The sequence below is a fragment of the Saccharomonospora sp. NPDC046836 genome (assembly GCF_040645195.1).
Lineage (GTDB): Bacteria > Actinomycetota > Actinomycetes > Mycobacteriales > Pseudonocardiaceae > Prauserella_A.
Map to the genome: position 1 here is coordinate 22,175 of NZ_JBEYXW010000023.1, position 17,007 is coordinate 39,181.

Here is a 17,007-nt window from a genome sequence, read left to right on the forward strand (position 1 = left end):
CGGACCGGACCTACTGTCGTTACTGGGCCAACGTCGAATCCGACTCCAGGGAGCCCCCATGTTCGAGGCGATGATCGATCCGACAACCCGACCGTCCGGCGGGACCACCTCCGGTGCACGCGCACCGCGACACGGCACACTGAACGGCCTGACCGTCGGCCTGCTGGCCAACGTCAAGCAGAACGCCGAGGAGTTCCTCGGCGCGGTCGGTGACCTGCTGGCCGCCGAGCACGGCACGGCCGGTGTGGTGCGCCGCAAGAAACTGAGCATCACCGATCCGGTACCCGCGTCGATGCTGGCCGAACTGGCCGACGCCTGTGACGTCGTGGTCATCGGTGTCGGTGACTGCGGCTCCTGCAGCGCGTCCGCCGTCGCCGACGGGCTCGCGTTCGAGGCGGCCGGTATCCCGGCGGCCGTCATCTGCAGTGACGCGTTCGCTGTCAGCGCCGACGCGATGGCCAACGTCATGGGCGAGTCCGGCTACACCTACGTGACGACCGCGCATCCGGTCGCACCGCTGAACAGCGGCGAGGTCCGGGAGCGGGCCACGACGGCGCTGCCCACCATCGTCGGGCTGCTGACCGCGCAGGCGAACACGACGGCGGCCGCATGAGCGGCACCGAATCGGACGCCGAGCGCCTCGACTACGCCCGGCAGGCAATCGAGCACGCCTACGACAAGGGCTGGACCGATGGTCTACCGGTCGTGCCGGTCACTGCCGGGATGGTGGAGGAGTTCCTGGCCACCACGGCGCGCGCCCGCGACGAGGTCATCGCCGCGGTCCCGCACCTCGGCCGGGAGTGCACGGTCGAGCAGGCCGCGGTCAACGCCGCGCTGGCCGGCTGCCGCCCGGAGTTCTTCCCCGTCGTGCTCGCCGCGTGGGACGCGCTGATGCGTGAGCGGACCGTGACCGGCGGCGGTTGGCAGAGCACGAGCGGTCCCGCGCCGCTGATCGTGGTCAACGGGCCCATCCGCGCCGAGCTCGGCATCAACTCCGCCGGTGGGGTGCTCGGGCCCGGGTTCCGGGCGAACGCGACCATCGCGCGGTCGGTCGGTCTCGTGGTGCGCAACGTGTTCGGCATCCGGCCACACGAACTGGACCAGACCACGCAGGGTATTCCGGGGCGCTGGACGCTGTGCCTCGGCGAGAACGAGGAGGAAAGTCCCTGGGAGCCGCTGTCCGTTGAGCTCGGGCTGCCGGCCGGTGCCGACGCGGTGTCCGCTCTGCTCTTGCGTACCAGTGAGTTCGTCGACAACCGGCACACCCAGAACGCCGAGGAGGTGCTCTGGGACATCTGTGACACGGTGGCGCGGACCGGCGCCGCGATTGTGCCGCACTCGTCGGCGGGGCTGATCCTCGGTGTCGAGCACGCGCAGCAGCTCGCCGATGCCGGGTTCACCAAGGCGGAGGTGCAGCGGTGGCTCAGCGAGCACGCCGTGCGAAGCCACGCCGAGCTGAACCGGGCAGGCAAGGGCATCGAGGGCTCTCCGTCGAATGTGGACGAACGCGGGATGCACATGGTGCCCGATCCGGGGCAGATCCCGATCGTGGTGGCGGGTGCCCGCAACGCGGCGATGTCGATGGTCGTGCGGCCGTTCGGCTTCGGCGGCTGGTCCCGTGAGCCGCAGCTCGTCGAGCGCGCCGCGGCGCACGCGCCCGCCGGTGCGGGGAGCGCCCGGTGACCGTCGACGACACCGCGCTGGCGAAGCTGCGCGCGACGCTGGCTGCCGACGATTACGAGCTGGCCGTCAGCGAGTCGAGCGGGGGATTCCAGGTACGCATCACCGCCGGCCCGGACGCGTGCGAGGACTGCCTCGTGCCCAAACCGTTGCTGCGGGCGATCCTCCACGACGCACTGGGCGTGCCCGAGGACGACATCACCCTGACCTACCCCGGCGAGGTCCCGTAGCCCGCCCTCTGTATGGGAGTACACAGTGGACGTATCACTTGCCGGCAAGGTCGCGATCGTGACCGGAGCGGGCCCCAACATCGGCAGCGGAATCGCGCTCGCGCTCGCGAAGTACGGCGCGACGGTGGCGTGCAACGACATCGACGCGGACGCGGCGAAGACCGCGGTGAAGCGGATCGAACGCAACGGCGGCACCGCCATCGCCATACCCGGCGACGTCACCGACGAGGAGCAGGTGAAGGGTTACCTGCAGGAGGTCGTGGAGCGGTTCGGCCGTGTCGACATCCTGGTCAACAACGCGGCGCTGCTGGGCGGCAAGGGCGTGCTCGACGAGAGTGCGGACTTCTTCCGTCGCGCGGTGGAGGTCGCCGCACTCGGCAACTTCCTCAACACCAAGCACATCGGCCGCTATATGGCCGAGCACGGCATCCGCGGTTCGATCGTCGCGATCTCGTCGTCCAACGGCTGGTCCGGCTCGGCCGGCGTGATCGCCTACGCGTTCCACAAGGGCGGCGTCAACAACTTCGTACGGGCGGCCGCGATGGATCTGGCGCCCTATGGAATCCGGGTCAACAGCTTTACGCCCACGGCCCCCACCCCGGACAATCCGGAACTGATCGCCGAGCGCGGCGCGGGCGGGGTGCTGGAACGGCCACAGGCGTTCCGGCACGGTATCGGCGGTGCCACCGGGACCGAGTCGTGGCGCCGCCCCGCGCGCTGGACCGGGGAACGCATGCCGTTGGTGCCGATGGGAACCACGGGTACCCCGACCGACATCGGGCACTGTGTGGCGTGGCTGTGCTCCGATTACTCCCGGCTGATCACCGGGTGCGACTTCGTGGTCGATGGCGGTGCGCGCGCGAAGAACTTCGCCTACGCCCCTGCTGCAGTTGCCGACCTCGCTGGGCCGGCGCCGCTCGTTCCCCTTGACGTTACTGGTGAGTTGGATCGGGAGTTGTCTATGTGAGCGGTTGTTGTTGGGGTGGTTGGGTTTCAGGCACGCCTTCGGCACGCCGTGTGAAACTGTCGCTCCTGTGGTTGGGTTTTGTCACTGTCTACTAGCGACAGTTCCCACGGTCCGGGGTTCGTGGGCCTCTTGCTTGTAGTGCACTACGCGGTTCGGTATAATGGGTCGTGTGGGGGATTCCTTGCTAGACCAAGAACTTTGGCCCAGATCGAGGGCTTGAATCGGATCAAGAAGCGGGCTGATGCCTTGTTGCATCGAGCTGTTGAGGCGCTCGATAACTCTCGCGGACATGCGCCGGATGTGGCTGCTGAGTTGGCGTTGGTGCTTTCGGTGAGTGAGCAGCATGCTCGGCGCGTCGTGGATCTGTCTGCCACCTTGGTTCATCGGTTGCCGGAGACTTTGGCTGCTATGGGGTCCGGTGTTGTGGATTCTTATCGGGCTTCGAAGGTTGCTGCGGCTACGGCTTGGTTGAGGGACTCGCAGGCTCGGGAGGTCGATTCGGCTGTCGCGCCTCGGCTTGTCGGTAAGAATCCTCATCAGGTGCGCCGGGTCGCTGCCTATTGGGCGATGAAAACTGACCCTTAGGGGGCTGCCCGGCGGGCAGACCACCGTCGGGGGGAGCGTTCGGTGCAATTGCTGCCTGGTGAGGACGGAATGTCCACCTTGCTCGCCGATCTGCCCGCCGAGGTTGCCTCATCCGCTTATGCGCGGATTGATCGGATGGCCCGTACCGCGCGTGGCGGCAACGAATCCCGCATCCTCGACCAACTTCGCGCCGACGTGTTCGCTGAGCTGTTGCTCGGCTCGAACACCGATGGTTCCGGGGCGAAGGCCGATGTGCACGTCTACGTCGACCTCACCACCCTGGCCGGGCTCAACGACGATCCAGCCCAGTTGGCGGGATATGGGCCGATTCCGGCTGCGGTGGCACGAGAGATTGCCGAAGAACCTACCTCGACCTGGCGGCGGATCGTCACCGATCCCCTTACCGGAGCGCCGATCGACGTGGGACGCCGCCGCTATCGGCGACCGGCAGTGACCGATGACTTCGTGAGGGTCCGGGATCGCGAATGCCGCTTCCTATCGTGCCACCGGCCCGCCCATTTCGGCGACAACGACCACCACATGCCCCGGCAGTACCACGGATCAACTAGTCTGTCCAATTTGGTCAACTACTGTCGGCGACACCATCGATTGAAAGACCGGCCCGGCTGGGTTCACCACCTGTACGGAGATACGGTCACCGTCACCACGCCTTCCGGCGCCACCTACACGAGCCGCCCGGAACACCTCCACGACCCGCCGTTTTAGTGTCCAGCGCGGAAATTCGTTGAAGCCAGAGGAAAATGACAGCGATAGTGGGCAGTCGGCCCGATCCTGCGGGCAACTCGCGAACGGGAGCGGGCAATTCGCCGGCTGGTGCGGGGGACTCGCCGGCCGGTACGGGGAACTCGCGGATCGGGTCGGGGGACTCGCCAGCTGGTGCGGGCAACTCGCGCGCCGGTACGTGGAACTCGCCGACCTGGGTGGGGAACTCGCGGCCGCAAGCGGGGGACTCGCGCGCCGGTGCGGGGAACTCGTGGGCCGGAGCGGGGGACTCGCGTGCCTGGGCGGGGGACTCGCGGTCAGGGGCGCCGGCGAGTGTCGGGCGCTGACCGTGTCACCGGACTCGCCGACGCACGCCCCGAGCCCAGACTGGTGACGGGTCGTGAGTGGCCATCGGGTGGTCACCCACGACCCGGGCCGGTCAGCCGGAGACGGCGGTGCGCCATCCGGGCTGGTAGGTTTCGCGGGCCATCGCCGAGTAGGGGGTGGGGCTGACGATGGCGCGTGCCGCGAACTGTTCGTGCGGTTGGACGGTCGTCTTGCGGCTGCCGCCGTTGGGTTCGCCCCAGACGACCTGTACTTCGGCGCCGAGCGGGACGTCGGGGTTGACGGTGGCCAGGGAGAGCGCGGTGCGTTCGTTGGCGCTGTAGCCGGTGAAGAGGGACAGGCCGATCTGGTTGCCGTCCGCGTCGAGCACAGAGTCGAAGTTGGACGATCCGTAGTTGGCGTTGGGCAGATCGAAGAACTGGTAGCCGGGGCCATCCGGATTGACGGGGGAGGCCAGGAGCGTGGCGACGTCCTCGGCGTTCCAGGCGAGAGTCACCTTGTGCCGCTGGGTTTCCGGCGTGATGGCGGCGAGTGCGTCGCGGCCGATGAAGTCGTGGTCGAACTTGACGAACGAGCCGTAGCCGAGTTCCCAGGGGTTGAGGTAGTAGTCCTCGATCCTGTCGGAGACGAAGCTGCCCGCGAGGGCGTTGGTGGCTTCGTAGCTGGTGGCGCCGAGCCATTCACGGTAGGCGCGGAGTTCCTCGCTGGTGTAGATGGCGGGCAGCGGGGAGGGGATCCAGCCCGATTCGAGGGTGTTGCAGGAGTAGGCGCGGGCCCCGGCGGGTTCGAGGCCGAACTCCTGTCCCGCTTCGAGGATGGTGTCGCGGATCTGGTCGTAGGTGTCGTACGGGCCCCAGAGTTCGAGGCCCGGGGCGCCGGCCATCCCGTGACGGAGGGTACGGACCTGGTGGCCGGCGACGTTGAGGTAGCCCATCCGGAAGAACTTGACCTGCTCGACGGGGCCACCGTTGACCTTCTCGATGACCTCCCAGGCGCGGGGACCCTGGATTTGGAAGCGCCAGAGGTCGCGGGTCACGAGCTTGCCATACGGCCGCGACGGCGAGCGCTGGTCGAGACGCAGGTCGACATTGTAGCCCTGCTCGGCGTGGTAGGTGAGCCAGTTGGCGACGGGGGCACGGCCGACGAACGTGAACTCTTCGTCGCCTTCCCGGAAGAGGATGCCGTCGCCGATGACGCCGCCTTCGGGGGAGACCGGCACGAACTGCTTGGCGGAGTTGACGGGGAACTTCGCAAGGCTGTTGATGCCGGTGTCGGAGAGCAGGCGCAGGGAGTCGGGGCCGGAGATGAACAGGTTGACCATGTGGTGGGTCTGGTCGAACAGGACCGCGCTCTCGCGCCAGGCGGTGACCTCACGGCGCCAGTTGGTGAACTCCGACGGAACCACGGGGTAGATGTAGGCCCCGAGCTGGGAGTTGCGGAGCAACTCGACCGTGTTCCCCGCACGGTCGAGGACTTCCTGCAGATTCTTCGCGCTCATGATCTTCCGTTCTCGTTCGGCGCCATCGGCGTACTCTTGGGCCTCACGCTACGGAGGCTCCCTTGTGGACTACAGAGCGAAATGGTTGGGAGTGACTGCGTCATATGACGTACCGTCCGATCAGGACCTATAGTCCTCCGCCGTGACGTACTCGACGCCGAGCTCGGTGAGTCTGCTGCGCAGGTTGTACCGGTCGAGGCCGAGTTGACCATTGCGGAAAGCCTCGCGAGAGGCTTGCTCCTTCTCGATCCTGGCCTGCGAACTCCGCAGCGCTCGGTCGATGTGGCTGCGGGGCACGACCATGACGCCGTCGTCGTCGGCGAGGATCGCGTCACCGGGGTGAATGGTCTGTCCGCCAAGGACAATCGGGACGTTGACGGAGCCGGCGGTGGCTTTGACGGTGCCCTGCGCGCTGACCGCGGCCGACCACACCGGGAAGTTCATGGCCCGCAGGTCGGTGACGTCGCGGACGCCGGTGCCGGTCACGAGCCCGCGGACGCCGCGATGTTGCAGGGCGGTGGCGAACAGTTCGCCGAAAAGGCCGTCACTGCACGGTGAGGTGGTGGTGACGACAAGGACATCCCCGGGCTGGCATTGTTCGATGGCAGCGTGGATCATCAAGTTGTCCCCGGGCCAGCACAGGACTGTCACGGCGGTACCACCAATGCGTGCACCGTCCTGGATGGGGCGCAAGTGCGGGCCGAGCAGCCCGGAACGGCCCAGTGCTTCGTGGACGGTCGCGACGCCGTAGTCGGCGAGTGTGCCCACCTGGGCGAGATCCGCCCGTGGGGGATTGGTGACGATGACCGTCCTCATGCGAGCTCTCCGGTGACCTGGGGGTAGAGCCGCACGTAGGCCTCGCCCATGGTGTTGTGCGGCAGACCGAGGTTGGGGCCCGCATTGCGCTTGAGCTGCACCCCGCGCCGCTTGGCCAGATCGGTGTAGTAGTCCCACATGTGCTGTTGCGCGGGCAGGCATTCCATGGCCTTGCGCTTGGTGTCGAACACCGACGTGATGTCCAGCAGCACGTTCGGTTTGAAATCGGACTGCTCGGGCTGGTGGGGTTCGAAGAAGAACACCGGCGGCGCGCCAAGGGGTTCGCCGGGCGCGTCGTAGCCGATGGCCTGCGCCAGCACTCGCGCCTGCAACGCCATCCGCGCCGCCGCGGGGTGATCGCCGTTGTAGGGGTCGGCCAGCGGGTGGGTCAGCACCACCGACGGGTTCACCTCCCGGTACACCCGCACCATCCGGTCCACCAACTCGGGCGACTCCAGCAACGGATAGTCCCCGGCGTCGATAAACTCGATATCCGCGCCGAGCACCTCGGCAGCCGCGGAGGCCTCCGCGCGGCGCATCGCCTTGATCTCCTCCAGCGGCTTGCCCTCGCGCCAGGCCTTCGCGGACTCGCCCCGCTCACCGAAACTCAGGCAGAGCACCTTCGCCCGGTCCCCGCGCGCCGTCGCCAGCGCGATCGCCCCCGCCGCACGCCACACGAAGTCACCCGCATGCGCGCTGACCACCAGCAACGAACCCATTCCCGGCATCTCCTTCGCAGTCCTGCAGCAGCTACCACAGGACAGTAGGAGCGCGAGGCCGTCGATCGTGACGGCCTGCAGGCGGTTCCGCACTACGTCATTCGACGTAGCAGGCGTGCCAGTGGTGTCCCGGCGAAATCCGTCATCGGACAGTGTCAGGCTGCCGCGGGGCGCCATAGCGTCACCGGCCATGACGCGATTCGAGCCCATCGCGACTCTCGACGAGGTGGAGCGGTACCTCCTGGCGGAGCTGCCGTCGTCGAGTGCCACCGTCGTCAGCGGCGGCGTGGGCAGACGACGCGCCGCAATCCTGCTGAGCCTGCTGGGCAACCCCCAGAACGGCATCCGGACGGTGCACATCGCCGGCACCGCCGGCAAGGGTTCGGTGTCGACGTTCGTCACCGCGGTGCTGCGGGCGCACGGGTTCAGGGTGGGCACCTACCTGTCGCCGCACGTGCATTCGCTGCTGGAGCGGTTCCAGCTCGACGGCGCGCACGCACCGGTGCGCGACGTCGCCGCAGCGCTGAACGCCGTACGGCACAAGGAGATCGAGCTCAGCCGCGGCCCGCTCGGCGCGGTCACCATGTTCGAGGCGGCCACCGCCGCAGCGTTCCAGCTCTTCCGCGACCGCGGCGTCGACTACGCGGTGATCGAGACCGGTCTCGGCGGGTGGCACGACGCGACGAACACCGTCACACGTCAGGACAAGCTGGCCGTGCTCACCGCCATCGGGCTGGACCACACCGAGCTGCTCGGCGCGACATTACCCGAGATCGCCCGGCAGAAAGCCGGCATCCTGCCCCAGGACGGCTCCGCGATCGCCCTGCGCTGCGGGCCCGCGATCGACGAGATCGTCGCAGCCGAGGCGCTGCACCGCGGTTGCCGCCTCGATGCGCCCCACCCCGACGACCTCGCCGCGACGCTGCCGGACCTCGGTCTCGGGCTGCCCGGCAGGCACCAGCGGATCAACGCCGGGCTCGCCATCCGAGCCGCCCAGCACCTCGCCGACAGAGACGGCTGGCGGCTCGACCCGGACCGCGCGGCCGGCGGTCTGCGTGAAGCGCGGCTGCCCGGCCGGTTCGAGCGGCGGCGCTGGCGCGGCCACCCCCTCGTCCTCGACGGTGCCCACAATCCGATGAAGCTCGCCGCGCTGGCCGAGGCGGTGCAACAGGAGTGGCCGCGGCGCGCTCCCGTGTGGGTGCTGACCATCAAGTCCGGCAAGGACCTTCCCGCGATCATGGACATGGTGGCACCGGCCGCCGCGATGGTCGTCGCGACGGAGTTCGGCACCGTCGGCACCAACCACAAGCCGCTGCCCGCAGAGGAGATTGCCGCGGCGGCACGGCGTGCCGGTGTGCGGGTGGCCACCGAACCCCGGCTCGCCGAAGCGCTCGGCTGGGCGGTCGAACTGTCCGAACCGGACGTGCCCGTGATCGTCACCGGGTCCTTCCACGCGGTCGCGGACGCGGGAATGATCGCAGCGCCGGTGAACGCGTGAGCTGTCTCCGTCATTTGTCGCGGTCAACCCGGTCTCGTTGCCGGAGGACACACGATCTCCGTTCGGTTCTACTGATCGCAGGCGCCGTTTCGAAGCACGAAGGAATGAGGTGAACCCGTGATCGGTTCGCGTTCGAGTCTGGCCGACCTGGTGCGCAACATCAGCTACGAGGTGATGCCATTCGCCAAGACGGAGCAGGCCGTGCTCGACAACGTGCCGACCAGCGTCCCGCTCACCGTCACCGTCACCGAGGCCAAAGGGATCGACGCGACCCTCGACCTCACCGAACGCCTGCTGCGGCACGGATACAGCGTCGCACCGCACCTGCCGGCGCGGCAGTTCGTCGACGACGGCCACGTCGGCGAGGTGGTGGACCGCCTGCGGCAGGCCGGAGTGCGGTCGGTCTTCGTCATCGGCGGCGACGCCCCGAAACCGGCGGGCCCGTTCCCGGACGCGTACTCACTGCTGCAGTCGATGGAGGCGCACCAGCACCCCTTCGAGGAGATCGGCATCGGTGGCTACCCGGAAGGTCACGCCGTCATTCCGCAGGAGGCGATCGAGCTGGCGTTGAAGCAGAAGGCTCCGCTGGCCACCCGTATCCTCACCCAGATCTGCTTCGACGCAAGGACAACGGCCGCCTGGGCCGCGAGCATCGCCGCCGGCGGCATCGACCTTCCGATCCGGGTCGGGATTCCGGGACCCGTGAGCAGGCAGAAGCTCGTCCGGATCTCGGCGGGAATCGGGCTGGGTCAGTCGGCGCGGTTCCTGCGCAAGCAGCAGAGTCTGCTGTGGCGGTTCCTGCTGCCGGGCGGCTACAACCCCACGACGCTCGCCAGGCGGCTCGGCGCGACCGCGCCGAAGTCCGGCGGCAACATCGCCGGTTTGCACATCTTCACCTTCAACGAGCTGCGCAAGACCGAGCTCTGGCGGCAGCAACTGCTGGCTTCGGTGCCGGACAAGGAAGAACGACCGTGAACGAGTCCATCCACAACGTCGACACTGGGCGCCTCATCGTGCAGGGCGCGGACCGTCCTGGCATCGTGGCGAGCGTGTCGGGTGTGCTCACCCGGTACGGTGCCAACATCGTCTCGCTCGACCAGTCCTCGAGTGACCCCTCCGGTGGGAGGTTCTTCCAGCGCACCGTGTTCCACCTGCCGGGCCTGGCCGCCAGGCTTCCTGCGCTGCAGGACGCGCTGGAGGTCGAGCTCGGTGAGGAGCTGGGGCTGGACTTCCGGCTCGTCGAGGCCAGCCGGCACAAGCGGGCCGCCCTCTTCGTGTCCAAGATGGATCATTGCCTGCTCGACCTGTTGTGGCGGCAGCGGCGCGGTGAGCTGCCGATGACGGTGCGGATGGTGGTGTCGAACCATCCCGAGCTCGCCGGGGAGGTGCGGCAGTTCGGCATCCCGTTCTTCCATGTGCCCGTGGAGAAGGGTAACAAGGCCGCCGCGGAGAAGGAGCAGCTGAATCTGGTCAAGGGCAATGTGGACCTCGTCGTTCTCGCCCGCTACATGCAGATCCTCTCCGGAGACTTCCTCGACGAGGTCGGCGTCCCGGTCATCAACATCCACCACTCGTTCCTGCCCGCCTTCATGGGCGCGGGTCCGTACCAGCGGGCGAAGGAACGCGGGGTGAAACTGGTCGGCGCGACAGCGCATTACGTCACCGAGGAACTCGACGAGGGCCCGATCATCGAGCAGGATGTGATCCGCGTGTCGCATGGCGAGTCGGTGCGCGAGCTGCAGCGCAAGGGTGCGGATGTCGAACGGCTCGTGCTGTCGCGTGCGGTGGCCTGGCACTGCGAGGACCGGGTCATCCGGGACGGCAACACGACGGTCGTGTTCTAGGTATCGCTAAGGGGTAACGAATGACCAAGGCTCGTGACGACTACCTGCTCGACCTGACCGCGAGCCGGCGGGGTTACGCGCTCAACCGGCTGTGCGGTTCGCTTCGGGACCCGGAGAACCGGCGCCGGTTCACTGAGGACGAGGCTGCCTACTGCGATGCCTACGGGCTGTCGCCGGAACAGAAACGAGCAATACTGGGGCGCGACTGGACCGGAATGCTCGAGCTGGGCGGGTCCATTTTCTACACCTACAAGCTGGCCATGCTGGACAAGAAGTCGATGCAGTATCTCGGTGGCGTCTTCACCGGGATGTCGGTCGAGGAGTTCACCGAGGCCATGCGTTCAGGAGGACGGAACTTTGGCTAGGGTCACCTGGGGACTCGCGACCTCGCACGTGCCGTCCATCGGTGCGGCGATGGACAACCACAAGACCGGGGACGAGTACTGGAAACCGTTGTTCGACGGTTACGGCCCCGCCCGGGAGTGGATGGCCCAGCACAAGCCGGATGTGGCGGTGATCGTCTACAACGACCACGCCAACGCCATCGACCTGGACATGGTGCCGTCCTTCGCGGTCGGCACCGCGGCGACCTACGACGTCGCCGATGAGGGCTGGGGCCGCAGGCCGGTCCCGCCGGTCGTCGGCGCGCCGGAGCTGAGCGAACATCTGGTGCGGGAGCTCATCGACGCGGAGTTCGACATCACGACGTGTCACCGGCTCGACGTGGATCACGGCCTCACCGTGCCGCTCTCGGTGTACTGCCGCGAGCCAGGCGACGCCTGGCCGTGCGCCGTCGTCCCGGTGCTCGTCAACGTGATCCAGTACCCACAGCCGACGGCCGCCCGGTGCTACCGGCTCGGCAAGGCGCTCGGCCAGGCGATCCGGTCGTTCCCACAGGATCTGAACGTCGCCGTGTTCGGGACCGGTGGCATGTCGCACCAGCTGGCGGGTGCGCGCGCCGGCCTGATCAACGAGCGCTTCGACCGGATGTTCCTGGAGGCCATCGAGCACGACCCGGAGTCGCTCGCGGCACTGTCGCGTGAGGACTACATCCGCGAGGCCGGGACAGAGGGCATCGAGCTGATCATGTGGCTCGTGATGCGGGGCGCGATGAGTGACAAGATCGCCAGGGTTCACGACACCTACCACGTTCCCGCGTCCAACACGGCCGCGGCGCTCGCGCTGTTCGAGGACCTGGGGGAGCGATGACCAACTTCGTCCTGATCCACGGCGCTTGGCACGGCGGCTGGGTGTGGCAGCGGGTCGCCCCGCTGCTGCGTGCGGCGGGACATGAGGTGCACGCGCCGACCCTGACCGGGGTCAGCGACCGCGCACACCTGCTCAGCCCGTCGGTCGGGCTGAGCACGCACGCACAGGACGTTGTCGCGCTCATCGAGGCGCACGACCTCGACGATGTGGTGCTGGTCGGGCACAGCTACGCAGGGCAGGTCGTCACCGCCGTCGCCGACCGGGTTCCCGAGCGGCTCGCCACGCGGGTGTATCTCGACGCGTTCGTCGGTGACGACGGCGACGCCGCGATCGACCTGCTTCCCGAGCAGGTGGCCCACCACTACCGGGAATCCGTTGCGGGGCCCGGATTCGGCTGGCTCATCCCGGTGCGCTCGCTGACGGTGCTCGGCGTGTCGGAGCAGGCCGACCTCGACTGGCTCGGCGCACGCCTGACGCCGCATCCGTGGCTCACCTACACCGAGCCGTTGCGACTGAGCGGAAACCACGACGCGGTCCCGGCTGCCTTCGTCGAATGCACCGACTGGATGCGGGTGTTCCGAACCCAGGCCGGCAAGGCCGCTGAACGCGGCTGGCCGGTGCACCACGTCGCGACCGGCCACGAGGCCATGGTCACCGCACCCAAGGAACTCGCCGACGTGCTGCTCTCGATCAGCACATCCTGACTCCGGAGAGACACATGGAATTCCTGGTCCGCACTGAGAACCTGCTGCCACCCGACACCCCTGACGAGACTCGCGAGCAGTTGCGCAAGGCCGAACGCGAGCGTGCCCAGCAACTACGCGACGCGGGTGTCCTCAAACGACTGTGGCGGGTCCCCGGTCGCAACGCGACCGTCGGCCTGTACGAGGCGGACGACCCAGCCGCGCTGCACGACGCACTCACCTCCCTGCCCATGTGGAAGTGGATGGACGTCACCGTCGAAGCCCTCGCAACTCACCCCCAGGAGCGCTGACCGAGCCGGAAAGGGCTGATCCGATGGACGTCTCCTTCGGCACCATCTGGGAAGCCGTCGCTCGCAGGCTGCCGGATGCCGTCGCGATATCCGAGCCAGGGCGGGACTACACCTACGCCGAGTTCGAGAATCGCGCCGCGCGGCTGGCCGCCGCGCTGGTCGGCGCCGGAGTCGGACCGGGTGACAAAGTGGCCTGTTACCTGTACAACGGGGCCGCCTACCTGGAAACCGTCTTCGCCGCACTCAAGATCGGCGCGGTGCCGGTCAACGCGAACTATCGTTACACCGCAGGCGAACTGTCCTCGCTGCTCGCCGATGCCGACGCCGCGGCGCTGGTCTTCAGCGGGGAGCTCGCCGCGAACGTCACCCACGCCGCGCAGCACGTTCCCACGCTGCGCCTGCTGGTCCGGGTGGGTGCCACCGTCGGCGACGATCCCGGCCCGGAGGCACCCGAACTGGAGGACCTGCTCGCGGCGACCCCGCCGAGGCCCGCCGAGCCACGCCCGGGTTCGGATCAGCTCTTCATGTACACGGGCGGCACCACCGGCAAACCCAAGGGCGTGATCTGGCGGCAGGCCGACCTGCTGCACTCACTGGTGGTGCCGATTTTCCGGCCGTTGGGCGAAACCAAGCTTCCGACTATGCTCGACGACGCCGTCCGGATCGCGGCCACGGCGCGAACCGAAGGCCGCGCACCCGCCACGATGCCGGTCATCCCGCTCATGCACGGCACCGGACTGTTCAACTCGATGGGCGCCCTGCTGGTCGGCGGCCGGGTCGTCACCGCGCGCCCCGGCCGGCTCGACGCGCGGCACATCTGGGAGACCGTTGCAAGCCAGCGCGTCCAGCTGATCATCGTGGCCGGCAACGCGGTCTGCGGTCCACTCGTCGACGAGCTGACAGCGGCCGAGGACGCGGGCAAACCACATGACCTGAGCTCGCTCACCTCGGTGCTCAGCTCCGGAACCGCGCTCAGCGACCGGCTCAAACGCGGCCTGCACGAGCGGGCTGCCGTGACCGTCGTCGACGCCATCGCCTCCAGTGAGGGCGGTCCCTTCGCCTTCGCGATCACCTCGTCGGTGAACGACCTGCCCGCCCGGTTCTTCCCGGTTCCCGCCACGAAGGTCCTCGCCGACGACGGTGCACCGGTCGTGCCGGGCAGCGGGCAGGCGGGCGTCCTCGCCTACAGCGGACCGATCCCGCTGGGCTACTACAAGGATGCGGCCAAGACCACCGCCACGTTCCGGACCGTCGACGGGGTCCGCTACACGATTCCCGGTGACCTCGCGCAGGTCGAGGCCGACGGCGCGATCCGGTTCCTCGGCCGTGGATCGGGTGTGGTCAACACCGGCGGCGAGAAGGTGCATCCGCAGGAGGTCGAAGACGTCCTGCTGGCACATCCCGATGTTGCCGACGCCGTGGTCATCGGCATGCCGGACGAGACGTGGGGCGAGCGGGTCGCGGCCGTGGTCGCCACCACGAACAGCGCGCTGACGGCTGAGGAACTTCAGGATGCCGTGCGGCGCAGGCTGGCTGGTTACAAGGTGCCGCGTGACATCGTGCTGCTTCCCGAGCTGCGCAGGACACCCACCGGGAAGCTGGAGATCTCCTGGGCGAGGCGCATGGTGGAAAGCCTCGTCACGTCTCCCGATGGCCTGCCGCGGAAGGATCGGGCGGACCGGCGATGACGCCCTCGCGGATGGCCAGCAGCGCGGCCTGGGTCCGCGAGGAGAGCTGAAGCTTGGTCAGCATGTTGCTGACATGCGTGCGTGCCGTGCGCTCGCTGATCACGAGCTGGTCGGCGATCTCCCGGTTCGAGTGGCCCTGCGCGACCAGCGCGAGGATCTCGCGTTCCCGCGCGGTCAGCGCCGTCAGCCCGACGTGCGGTGTGGTCATGCGGCGGGTGAGCTGGCGGGTCACCGCGGGGTCGAGGTGCATCTCGCCATCGGCCGCGGCGCGGATGGCGAGTGCGACCTCCTCGGGTTCGGCGTCCTTGAGCAGGTAGCCTGCCGCTCCGGCCGTGAGGGCGGCATGGACACGCTCGACCTCACCGAAGCTCGACAGCACAACGACTTTCACGGCCGGATGGGCTTTGGTGATCTCGGCGGTCGCCTCGACCCCGCCCAGCCGTGGCATCTGCAGGTCCATCAAAACCACGTCGGGCAGCGGTTCACCGAGGGTGTGCCACTGCCGCAGCTTCGCGACCGCCTGCTCGCCGTCGGCTGCCTCGCCGATCACCGTCAGGGCAGGCACCGTGTCGATGTAGGCCAGCAGGCCCCGGCGCACCACCGCGTGGTCGTCGACGACCATGACCCGGATGGTCCGCTCCGCGGGTGTGTCGCCGCTCATCGGTTCCGTCCCTCCCCGTGCGTGCCCTGCGGTGGCAGCGTGGCGCCCACCGTCCAGCCGCCTTCCGGGTTGGGGCCGGCGAGAAGACTACCGCCCCATTGCTGGATCCGTTCCCGCATGGACACCAGCCCCAGCATTCCGTTGCTTACTCCGTCGGGCAGCGGCGTGCCGGAGCCGCGGCCGGCGCCCGCTCCGTTGTCGGTGATGTCGACAGCGATTCCGGTGTCGCCTTCGGACTGTCCGAAACGGATGTCCACTGTCGTCGCGCTCGCATGTTTGACCACGTTGTGCAGTGCCTCCTGGATGATGCGGTAGAGGTCCTCCTGGACGTCGATCCCGGCAGCGCAGGCGAGCCGGCCGGGATCGTGCACGCTGATGGCAAGGCCGGTCCGCGCCGCCACGCTCGCAGCGTGCGCGCGGACGGCATCGATCAGCCCGTGCTCGGTCAGGTCCAGCGGGCGGAGCTCGAAGATGAGGGCACGCAGGTCCGCCAGCGCGCTCTGCGACAGCTCGGTCAGCTCCTCCACACCACGGCGCATTCCAGCCGGGTCCGCGTCCGCGAGATCGAGCTGGGCGCGCAGGGCTTTCGCCTGCATGCGCATCGAGAACAGCTGCTGCGCCACGGAGTCGTGCAGGTCCCGCGCCAGCCGGCGGCGGGCGTCGAGCTGTGCCTGCGAGCGGGTCTGCGTCACGAGCGAGACCGTGTCGATCGCGACCGCCGCCTGATCCGCCATGGCTTCGAGGAAGGCCAGCGACCCCGGCCCCGGATCCTCGCCCGGCAGGTAGTAGGCGTTGATCACCCCGAGTGTGCGGCCGCGTGCCACCAGCGGCATGGACACGAAACTGTCCCAGTCCGGGTAGTTCATGAAGTCGTGCAGCGGCGCCCAGGTCGGATCCGCCAGGATGGCAGGCCTGCGGTGCCGCACCACCACCTGTTTCCCGGTGTTGAACGCTTCGAGGCAGCGGACTCGGGCGCCGCGTCGGCGGCAGGCGCTCAGCAGTGCGGTGAAGTCCGCGGCGTCGGCGTCCGGGAAGCCGGCCATACCGAGCACCCTGACCTCGTCGTCGGGGTTGTCCAGAGCCAGGATCTGCACGGCGGCGATGGTCGCGGTCATGGCGACCTCGCTGGCGACGGCGTCGAGGGTGGCGCGCAGCGAGCACACCGCGGCGACGCTGGACGCCGTCCGCGCGATCGCGGTCAGCCGCTCCTGCTGCCGCAATGTGTCGGTGACGTCCCGGAACCAGATGGCGAAGCCACCCCCGGCCACGGGGGCGACGCGGTATTCGAGGTCGCGCCGCCGTCCGTCCGGAGTCAGCCACCTCGCGCGGAGCCGGTCCTCCTGGCCGGTCGTGGCGCTGGTGTCGAACGGTGCGGTGTGCCCGGTCAGCTCGACCGCGCCGAGGCCGAGGACGTGCGCGGCCGCCTCGTTCGCGGCCACGAACCGCCCGTCCGGGTCGAGGACCGCCAGGCCGTCCGCGGATACCTCCAGCAGGACCTGGAGTGCGCTGTCGTCGATCGTGAGTCCGCTGTGGTTGTGCATCTTTGCCCT

The 17,007-nt window shown here is 68.5% G+C and carries 17 protein-coding genes and 1 pseudogene; 13 read left to right on the forward strand and 5 right to left on the reverse strand.

The window, feature by feature from the left end; genetic code table 11:
* The first annotated feature begins 58 nt into the window (after nt 1-58).
* The 5 genes and pseudogenes from ABZ863_RS23885 to ABZ863_RS23905 all read left to right on the forward strand — a co-directional run bounded on the left by ABZ863_RS23885 (nt 59) and on the right by ABZ863_RS23905 (nt 4,188).
* On the forward strand, nt 59-613 hold the full coding sequence (locus tag ABZ863_RS23885; protein WP_358539463.1) for a UGSC family (seleno)protein: 555 nt from the start codon (nt 59-61) through the stop codon (nt 611-613).
* Nucleotides 610-1,683 (forward strand): hypothetical protein, encoded by a 1,074-nt coding sequence (locus ABZ863_RS23890; RefSeq protein ID WP_358539466.1) that lies wholly within the window; start codon nt 610-612, stop codon nt 1,681-1,683. The genes ABZ863_RS23885 and ABZ863_RS23890 overlap by 4 nt, the downstream gene beginning before the upstream one ends.
* Nucleotides 1,680-1,910 (forward strand): hypothetical protein, encoded by a 231-nt coding sequence (locus tag ABZ863_RS23895; protein ID WP_358539469.1) that lies wholly within the window; start codon nt 1,680-1,682, stop codon nt 1,908-1,910. The genes ABZ863_RS23890 and ABZ863_RS23895 overlap by 4 nt, the downstream gene beginning before the upstream one ends.
* 25 nt (nt 1,911-1,935) lie before the next feature.
* Nucleotides 1,936-2,877: an SDR family oxidoreductase gene (locus ABZ863_RS23900; RefSeq protein WP_358539471.1), complete on the forward strand. Its 942-nt coding sequence runs from the start codon at nt 1,936-1,938 to the stop codon at nt 2,875-2,877.
* Nucleotides 2,878-3,015: 138 nt separating this feature from the next.
* Nucleotides 3,016-4,188: pseudogene (locus ABZ863_RS23905) on the forward strand (DUF222 domain-containing protein).
* A gap of 436 nt (nt 4,189-4,624) precedes the next feature.
* On the opposite strand, the gene ABZ863_RS23910 reads toward ABZ863_RS23905, so the two are convergent.
* From ABZ863_RS23910 to ABZ863_RS23920, 3 genes are all read right to left on the reverse strand, one after another.
* A complete protein-coding gene (locus ABZ863_RS23910) occupies nt 4,625-6,028 on the reverse strand; it encodes an aminomethyl transferase family protein (RefSeq protein ID WP_358539474.1) in 1,404 nt (467 codons plus the stop codon).
* Nucleotides 6,029-6,148: 120 nt separating this feature from the next.
* Nucleotides 6,149-6,844: a 4-carboxy-4-hydroxy-2-oxoadipate aldolase/oxaloacetate decarboxylase gene (locus ABZ863_RS23915; protein ID WP_358539477.1), complete on the reverse strand. Its 696-nt coding sequence runs from the start codon at nt 6,842-6,844 to the stop codon at nt 6,149-6,151.
* Nucleotides 6,841-7,563 carry a PIG-L deacetylase family protein gene (locus ABZ863_RS23920; protein WP_358539616.1) on the reverse strand — a complete coding sequence of 241 codons (723 nt, stop codon included), beginning with the start codon at nt 7,561-7,563 and terminating at the stop codon, nt 6,841-6,843. Before ABZ863_RS23920 ends, ABZ863_RS23915 begins: the two co-directional genes overlap by 4 nt.
* Before the next feature lie 190 nt (nt 7,564-7,753).
* Between ABZ863_RS23920 and ABZ863_RS23925 the strand changes: the two genes are divergently transcribed.
* The 8 genes from ABZ863_RS23925 to ABZ863_RS23960 all read left to right on the forward strand — a co-directional run bounded on the left by ABZ863_RS23925 (nt 7,754) and on the right by ABZ863_RS23960 (nt 14,796).
* Nucleotides 7,754-9,061, forward strand: a complete 1,308-nt coding sequence (locus tag ABZ863_RS23925; protein WP_358539479.1) for a cyanophycin synthetase — start codon at nt 7,754-7,756, stop codon at nt 9,059-9,061.
* Nucleotides 9,062-9,235: 174 nt separating this feature from the next.
* Complete coding sequence (locus ABZ863_RS23930) at nt 9,236-10,036, forward strand: methylenetetrahydrofolate reductase (RefSeq protein ID WP_358539619.1); 801 nt, start codon at nt 9,236-9,238, stop codon at nt 10,034-10,036.
* Nucleotides 10,033-10,905 carry a formyltetrahydrofolate deformylase gene (gene purU, locus ABZ863_RS23935; protein ID WP_358539482.1) on the forward strand — a complete coding sequence of 291 codons (873 nt, stop codon included), beginning with the start codon at nt 10,033-10,035 and terminating at the stop codon, nt 10,903-10,905. Before ABZ863_RS23930 ends, purU begins: the two co-directional genes overlap by 4 nt.
* A 20-nt stretch (nt 10,906-10,925) precedes the next feature.
* The gene (locus tag ABZ863_RS23940) at nt 10,926-11,270 is read left to right on the forward strand and encodes a protocatechuate 3,4-dioxygenase (RefSeq protein ID WP_358539485.1); all 345 of its coding nucleotides are present in this window, start codon (nt 10,926-10,928) and stop codon (nt 11,268-11,270) included.
* Nucleotides 11,263-12,114, forward strand: a complete 852-nt coding sequence (locus ABZ863_RS23945) for a class III extradiol dioxygenase subunit beta (RefSeq protein WP_358539487.1) — start codon at nt 11,263-11,265, stop codon at nt 12,112-12,114. Before ABZ863_RS23940 ends, ABZ863_RS23945 begins: the two co-directional genes overlap by 8 nt.
* Nucleotides 12,111-12,818 (forward strand): alpha/beta hydrolase family protein, encoded by a 708-nt coding sequence (locus ABZ863_RS23950; RefSeq protein ID WP_358539490.1) that lies wholly within the window; start codon nt 12,111-12,113, stop codon nt 12,816-12,818. The genes ABZ863_RS23945 and ABZ863_RS23950 overlap by 4 nt, the downstream gene beginning before the upstream one ends.
* Nucleotides 12,819-12,832: 14 nt before the next feature.
* Nucleotides 12,833-13,108 (forward strand): muconolactone Delta-isomerase family protein, encoded by a 276-nt coding sequence (locus ABZ863_RS23955; protein WP_358539493.1) that lies wholly within the window; start codon nt 12,833-12,835, stop codon nt 13,106-13,108.
* Between the two features lie 23 nt (nt 13,109-13,131).
* Nucleotides 13,132-14,796: an AMP-binding protein gene (locus tag ABZ863_RS23960; protein ID WP_358539496.1), complete on the forward strand. Its 1,665-nt coding sequence runs from the start codon at nt 13,132-13,134 to the stop codon at nt 14,794-14,796.
* Here the strand turns inward: ABZ863_RS23960 and ABZ863_RS23965 are convergent.
* Entirely contained in the window at nt 14,747-15,457 is a 711-nt protein-coding gene (locus tag ABZ863_RS23965; RefSeq protein ID WP_358539499.1) for a response regulator transcription factor, read from the reverse strand. The two genes, ABZ863_RS23960 and ABZ863_RS23965, sit on opposite strands and share 50 nt — an antisense overlap.
* Nucleotides 15,454-16,998 (reverse strand): histidine kinase, encoded by a 1,545-nt coding sequence (locus tag ABZ863_RS23970; protein WP_358539501.1) that lies wholly within the window; start codon nt 16,996-16,998, stop codon nt 15,454-15,456. Before ABZ863_RS23970 ends, ABZ863_RS23965 begins: the two co-directional genes overlap by 4 nt.
* Between the last annotated feature and the right edge of the window lie 9 nt (nt 16,999-17,007).

Bases quoted from the DNA above. Each gene is read 5' to 3' on its own strand.
- ABZ863_RS23920 (WP_358539616.1), bottom strand. From the start codon at position 7,563: ATGGGTTCGTTGCTGGTGGTCAGCGCGCATGCGGGTGACTTCGTGTGG.
- ABZ863_RS23965 (WP_358539499.1), bottom strand. From the start codon at position 15,457: ATGAGCGGCGACACACCCGCGGAGCGGACCATCCGGGTCATGGTCGTC.
- ABZ863_RS23930 (WP_358539619.1), top strand. From the start codon at position 9,236: ATGCCATTCGCCAAGACGGAGCAGGCCGTGCTCGACAACGTGCCGACC.
- ABZ863_RS23940 (WP_358539485.1), top strand. From the start codon at position 10,926: ATGACCAAGGCTCGTGACGACTACCTGCTCGACCTGACCGCGAGCCGG.
- ABZ863_RS23885 (WP_358539463.1), top strand. From the start codon at position 59: ATGTTCGAGGCGATGATCGATCCGACAACCCGACCGTCCGGCGGGACC.
- ABZ863_RS23955 (WP_358539493.1), top strand. From the start codon at position 12,833: ATGGAATTCCTGGTCCGCACTGAGAACCTGCTGCCACCCGACACCCCT.
- ABZ863_RS23925 (WP_358539479.1), top strand. From the start codon at position 7,754: ATGACGCGATTCGAGCCCATCGCGACTCTCGACGAGGTGGAGCGGTAC.
- ABZ863_RS23910 (WP_358539474.1), bottom strand. From the start codon at position 6,028: ATGAGCGCGAAGAATCTGCAGGAAGTCCTCGACCGTGCGGGGAACACG.
- ABZ863_RS23970 (WP_358539501.1), bottom strand. From the start codon at position 16,998: ATGCACAACCACAGCGGACTCACGATCGACGACAGCGCACTCCAGGTC.
- ABZ863_RS23890 (WP_358539466.1), top strand. From the start codon at position 610: ATGAGCGGCACCGAATCGGACGCCGAGCGCCTCGACTACGCCCGGCAG.
- ABZ863_RS23950 (WP_358539490.1), top strand. From the start codon at position 12,111: ATGACCAACTTCGTCCTGATCCACGGCGCTTGGCACGGCGGCTGGGTG.
- ABZ863_RS23915 (WP_358539477.1), bottom strand. From the start codon at position 6,844: ATGAGGACGGTCATCGTCACCAATCCCCCACGGGCGGATCTCGCCCAG.
- ABZ863_RS23960 (WP_358539496.1), top strand. From the start codon at position 13,132: ATGGACGTCTCCTTCGGCACCATCTGGGAAGCCGTCGCTCGCAGGCTG.